Origin of the sequence: Actinomyces oris (genome assembly GCF_001937445.1) — a bacterium.
In the GTDB taxonomy this organism is placed as follows: domain Bacteria; phylum Actinomycetota; class Actinomycetes; order Actinomycetales; family Actinomycetaceae; genus Actinomyces; species Actinomyces acetigenes.
Window position 1 is genome coordinate 1 of the sequence record NZ_MSKS01000044.1, and the last position, 4,550, is coordinate 4,550.

Annotated in this window: 3 protein-coding genes; 2 read left to right on the plus strand and 1 reads right to left on the minus strand. The window is 65.2% G+C overall.

Going from position 1 to position 4,550, the window contains the following annotated elements; all coding sequences use genetic code 11:
- On the minus strand, positions 1 to 2,135 hold a 2,135-nt coding region (locus BKH20_RS11220; RefSeq protein ID WP_075391129.1), incomplete at its 3' end, for a TPM domain-containing protein.
- 795 nt (positions 2,136 to 2,930) lie between these two features.
- Here BKH20_RS11220 and BKH20_RS11225 point away from each other — a divergent pair.
- Both BKH20_RS11225 and BKH20_RS13810 read left to right on the plus strand, forming a co-directional pair.
- Entirely contained in the window at positions 2,931 to 4,178 is a 1,248-nt protein-coding gene (locus BKH20_RS11225; RefSeq protein ID WP_075391128.1) for a hypothetical protein, read from the plus strand.
- 30 nt (positions 4,179 to 4,208) lie between these two features.
- Positions 4,209 to 4,550 (plus strand): hypothetical protein (locus tag BKH20_RS13810; RefSeq protein WP_081381701.1); only part of this gene is annotated, 342 nt, incomplete at its 3' end.

Here is a 4,550-nt window from a genome sequence, read left to right on the forward strand (position 1 = left end):
CCGCCCCCGTCGAAGAAGCCACCGCCTCCGCCCCAGTCGCTGTCGTGGTGGTGGGAGCCCCAGCCACCGTAGTTGTGACCGCCGCCCAGCAGCAGGCCACCCAGCAGGAGCGAGCCCAGGTCGAGCCCGCCGCCCGAGCGGCCGTAACCGCGGGAGTAGGAGTAGCTCTCACCGGAGTGCGGGCTCCACGAGCTCGACGACCCGCGCACGTCGGCCTCGGCCAGGGCCTGGGCCTGGGCCACGAGGGGCTCGGCCGCCGCGACCTCCGCCAGGGCCGCCACCGGGTCAGTGGTCTGGACGGTGGTGGCGGCCGTGGCGTGACGGGCGGCCTCACTGAGCGCCGTGCGCGCCGAGGGACCCACCGCCCCGCGATAGGTGGTGATGTAGGAGGTCACGGACTCCACCTGGGAGTTCAGGCGGGCCAGACGCGAGCCCAGGGAGGCCCGGGCACGCGAGTCGTTCTCCTCGCGCTCGCGGGCCGGGGCCAGGGCGGCGTCGATGGCGGCCTCGGCCCGGGCCAGATGGTCCAGGGCGGCCAGGGGGTCGCCGCTCGGGTTGGCGCCACTGGCCTGACGGCCCTCGGCGATGGCGGCCTCGGCGTCGGCCACGAGCGGGGCCAGGGTCGCCGCCGGCACCGCACCCTCCAGGCGCTTGGCGTCCACCAGGTCCGAGGAGATCGAGGCGATGGCCGCCTCCAGGTCCTTCGCCGCGCTCTGGAGGCGCTCGCGGGCCCCGGTGACCTGGGCGGCCAGCTGGCCGGCCTGGGCGATGGAGCCCTGGGCGATGCGCACCTGCTCGACGGCCGTCGCCTCCTGGGAGGCCTCGACGCTGGCGCGGGCCTGGTCCAGAGCGGTGCACCCGGCGGCCAGCAGGCGGCGGGCCTGCTCTGGGGCCTGGGCCACGCTGGTCAGGGAGGAGGCGGGGTAGGCGGCACTGAGCGTCACCAGGATCGTCTCAGCCATGACGATGGCCTGCTCGGTCTCGTCGGCCCGCTGGGCGGTCTCGGCGATCGACGTCGGCAGGTTCGCCTCGATGCCGCGCCGCTTGTTGAAGGCCTCCTCCTGGGCGCGGATCTCGCCGACCGCCTCCGAGCAGCGCTGGAGGATCTCGGTGTACATCTGGCGCTGCTGCGGCTCGGTCTCGGGGATGTCGTCGTCGAGGATCTTGCGCAGCTCGAAGCACCTCGACAGGTGCTTGCGGGCGCTGTCCAGGGCGGCGGTGAAGGAGTCCGTGGCGGACAGGCCGAACTGCGCCTGCGCGTAGGACAGCTCCTCGGCGGCGGCGCGCACCGTGTCGTCGGCCTGGACCAGGGCGCTGCCGGCCTGCGTGCGTAGCTGCTCCACCGTCATCGCCGCGAAGCCCGCGGGCTGGTTCCCGGGTGCGCCGCCCTGATTCCTGCGCTTGCCGAACAGCATGTCGTCGTTCTCCTTGTTCTTCCTGCGCTTGTACACCGTCCAGGCGGCGGCCCCGCCGGCCGCGACCGCGCCCCCGCCCAGCAGGAGCGGAAGTGCCGAGGAGCCCGAGCCGCTGGAACTGCCGGAGCCCGATGAGCCGGACATGTTGTCCGGGATAGCGGCCACGGCGTCGTCGTAGCTGCCTGCGCTGAGCTGCTTTTTGACGGCTGAGTCGATGCGCTTGTAGTCGGACTTGGAGAACTTCGAGGAGTTGTCGTGCGCCTGCAGCTTGTAGCTGTTGGAGGTCGAGCCGTCGGAGGGGATGTTGATGACCAGGAGCATGTCGTCGCGTCCCAGCTTCGTGTCCTTGAAGGCCTGCGCGGCGATGGCGGAGGCCTTCTGGCTGGAGTCGGAGACGGTCAGCACCCACAGGCCGACGCCGTACTTGGAGGACATGGTGTCCACGGCCTGCTGGGCCTTGGAGGCATCCAGGATCCCGAGCTCATCGGTGACGTGCTTGGTCAGGGTGGTCGACGCCGCCGGAAGGGCCCGGGGCGCGCCCGCCGAGCCGGCCGAGGCCTGCGCGGAGGAGGTGAGGGCAAGGGGTGCGGAGCCGGCCGTCGTCGGAGCCGCTGTGGCGCCGGTCGAGAGCCCCAGGAGCCCCAGGGCGGCCGCCGTCGCGACGCCGGAGAGGGCCATCTGGTGCCAAGGACGGGGGAGTGGGGGCTGCTGGTTCTTCATCGGGGCCATCGTCCCCGCCGAGTAAGGGTGTGAGCAAGTCGGTTCACCTCAGGCGGCACGTGTTCGTGGAGAGATCTGTGCTGCTCGCACTGACGATGCCTGCGCTGCCGATGGCGGGTGAAGGGTGATTGTGCGGCACCCGTCGACGTGTGCTGGTCGTATGACGTCCTACGACGCCGCCCGAAAGAAATGCGGCGACGGTGCTTGTCATCGAATCGTGACCAAGCGTAGTGTGCTCGTGCATCTCAACAGTGACGATTACTGGAAGGTTCTTAGATGTCGGGCCAATTGAAGTGGGATCACAGCCAGGCTGCGTCTGCTGTGTCGAGTCTGGGTGCGGCCAAGAGCGACATCAGTGGTGACTCGGTGAAGTCGCCGACGGGGTGTGGCTGGTCGGCGTCCTCGGCCTCAAAAGTGGTGTCGAACCTCCAGTCCCGATTGTCCAGCATTCAATCAAACATTCCGACGATATCCACGAACCTGTCGACAGCCGACAAGAATATGGGGGAGGTTGATGCGCAGAGCGCCAGCACTGTGCCGTCATCGTCGACGGTGCCTCCCTCTCACATGACGAGCTCTGGACCTCTAGTGCCCAAGAGCCCATCTTCCGGTTCGGCTCCAGGGCCTGGTGCCGGAGGGGTGAAGCCTCAGTTCTCGGTTCCGCAGTCGGGATCGTCAAGCTCAGGGGGGTCGGGCCATGCTATCGCAACACGTCCGAACTACCCGACAACGGGTTCAGATCCGCTCCGAAACTGACTAGGTAACCAGCAATATTGCGTTTAAAGGAGAGTAAATATGGCGATTGACACTCATCTGGATGCGACACCGTCGGAGATCACGAGTTCGGCGACCGCGATCGGGAATATTGAAACGCATGTCGACAGCGCTGAGGATGACCTGATCAGCGCCCGCAAGAATGTTGCCGAGTTGGACGGCGACACGGCACTTAACGCCTCGAATGCGATCAGCACGGAAGTCAATAACTGCGAGGACCTGGTCTCGGATCTGAAGAGTTACAAGAACGCACTGACCAACTTCGCAACCGCAATGGGGAAGGTGAAGACGGATCTCGAGGGAATTCGCAGCAGGGCGATCAATGGTAGGCTGACGGTCAATGGGGAGCGCATCGAACAGCCAACCGATTCCTTCCCGGATGGGCGACCCACCTCCGGTAACTCTGTGGAGTTGAAGGCTTTCGATGAGGAGCAGGAGAAGCTCACCCTCTACAAGACCCTGGACACCGATACGAGTCATATTCGTGATCGTGAGACTGAGGCTCGTCAGGCCTTCGCCGACGCATGCACCAGGATCACGGACGGGCATCCTGTCACCCAGACGGTGGCAGGCACGGTTGGTGGATTCTTTGTCCCCAACACCAAGGATGGCGGCTGGCGGGCGGCGGCGGGAGTCGGTACGTGGGCCATCAGCAGGACTAAGGATGCAGTCAGTCTGGTTGAGGCAAGAGGTCTGCGTGCGAGTGGCGCAACCGTGACCCGCAAGGTGGTTGTAGGAACCAAGAAGAACGTGCTCACGCATGACGCTGCTAAAGGCGACCTCAGGCGTGAGGTGAAAATGAAACGCGAATTCACCACCGAAGCCGAGGGCAAGGGGACAAAGCAGTGGCGGTATGCCTTTAAAGACCGCAAGCTCTCGAACTGGTCGGTGCCGAAGGGTGCGGAGGGTACGAAGGCGGCGAAGGCCGTCGACATGGCGCGCAAGGTGGGCTCCAGTAAGGCCTTGAAGTATGCCGGCAGAGCAGGTACTGCGGTGAGCTTCGGAGTGGACGCCTACCAGCAGTGGGAGAAGGACTCCCACAACCCGTCCATTGGCACGGGGGAGAAGGTTGCCCGAGCCACGACGGCGGGGGCGGTCTCGGCTGCCGGTGGCTGGGCTGGGGCTCAGGCCGGGGCGGCTGTTGGAGCCTGTGTCGGTGGTCCGGTGGGTGCCGTGGTCGGCGGCGCCGTCGGTGCTGCCATCGGGTCTGGTGCTGGAAAAGGAATTGCTGATCTCGCAAACAAGGGAATTCATAAGTTATTTCATTGAGACTTGCTGCCATAAGTTCAAGGTATTTCAATGACGGTATTCTATGCACTTGTTGGAATTGTTATAGGAATGTTTGCAGTTGCTGCTTGGTGGTTTGCGATGTTTTCCGACAGTGACTGGGGAGAGGCTGCTCGTGAGATGCTGGACGGGGGGTTCAATTTAGGTCGCAACACGATTGCGGTCATTGAGCCTGCCGTAGGAGGTCTTATGCTATTTGGGAGTTGTGGGGTGGTGGTGGACGAGGTGGGTTTAGATGGCACGGGAGTTTGGTGGTTCTTTGTGCTTGCCATGCTGACCTGTTTGGTGGTTGCGGTGTTGGGTTTGATTCCGGTGCGGTTGCCGGGGTGGATGTATCCGGAGTGGCATGAGGAG

Coding starts and splice junctions, on each gene's coding strand:
- BKH20_RS11225 (WP_075391128.1), top strand. CDS start 2,931: ATGGCGATTGACACTCATCTGGATGCGACACCGTCGGAGATCACGAGT.